The organism is Sphaerisporangium sp. NPDC088356 (assembly GCF_040685555.1).
Lineage (GTDB): Bacteria > Actinomycetota > Actinomycetes > Streptosporangiales > Streptosporangiaceae > Sphaerisporangium.
On the sequence record NZ_JBFBIK010000299.1, the window covers coordinates 1 to 1,004 of the forward strand.

Annotated in this window: 2 protein-coding genes; one reads left to right on the forward strand and one right to left on the reverse strand. The window is 35.8% G+C overall.

Annotated features, from left to right (window positions below; translation table 11 throughout):
- Positions 1 to 585 (reverse strand): IS6-like element IS1216 family transposase (locus tag AB0O34_RS37055; protein WP_363923710.1); only part of this gene is annotated, 585 nt, incomplete at its 3' end.
- A 168-nt stretch (positions 586 to 753) separates the two neighbouring features.
- Between AB0O34_RS37055 and AB0O34_RS37060 the strand changes: the two genes are divergently transcribed.
- Positions 754 to 1,004, forward strand: a 251-nt coding sequence (locus AB0O34_RS37060) for a hypothetical protein (protein WP_363923712.1), incomplete at its 3' end; no start/stop codon positions are given.

The following is a 1,004-nucleotide window of genomic DNA, read 5'->3' on the forward strand; positions in this document are numbered from 1 at the left end:
GGCTTCCATGCCTTTAATCGTGGTAGAGGCAGTGCGTAAACTTCGATAGAATTTATTGCGTCTCTTTACTGGACGATGGTCTTGTTCAATCAAATTATTCAGGTATTTAATGGTACGATGTTCTGTCCCTTGATAAAAGCCGTATTCTTTTAGTTTCTTAAAGGCACTTGTAATAGAGGGGGCTTTATCTGTGACTACAACCTTCGGTTCATCAAACTGCTTCACTAACCGCTTAAGAAAAGCATAGGCTGCTTGTGTGTCCCGTTTTTTACGTAACCAAATATCCAAGGTTAAACCATCTGCATCGATGGCTCGATACAAATAATGCCATTTTCCTTTAATTTTGATGTACGTTTCATCCATTTTCCATGAATAAAAGGATTTTTTATTTTTCTTTTTCCAAATTTGATAGAGTAGTTTGCCATATTCTTGCACCCAACGATAAATCGTCGTATGAGAAACGTTAATGCCACGATCATATAAGATTTCTTGAACTTCACGATAGCTAAGGTTATAACGAAGATAGTAGCCCACGGCTACAATAATCACATCCTGCTGAAATTGCTTTTCTTTAAAATGATTCATCGTCATTCCTCCTGCTATCTTTTTCTATTATTCTACCTTATTTGATAGTAGATTTAAAACTTTGCAACAGAACCCTATATTCGTTACAATGGTTATGGGAAGTTTTTCAAAAGGTTAAGAAAAGCTTACGGGGGTTTTTGAAATCAAAAAGTAGTAGGGGACGATAAAATGAAACATACACACAAAATCATATTGGCTGTCACTTCTGTATGCACTGTTATTATTCTAGGTGTAAGTATCTTTTTTGTTACACAAGCAGTAACAAACAATAAATTAGAAAACACTAGTCAAACAACTCAACACTCAAGCAGCAGCTCAAAACCTGTTGAAGATAAACAAACGACGAAACAGCTTGATCAAGCAAAACAGCTTGCTGCAAGTTATCATTATGATGAAGCCATCGCCTTACTTGAAAAAGA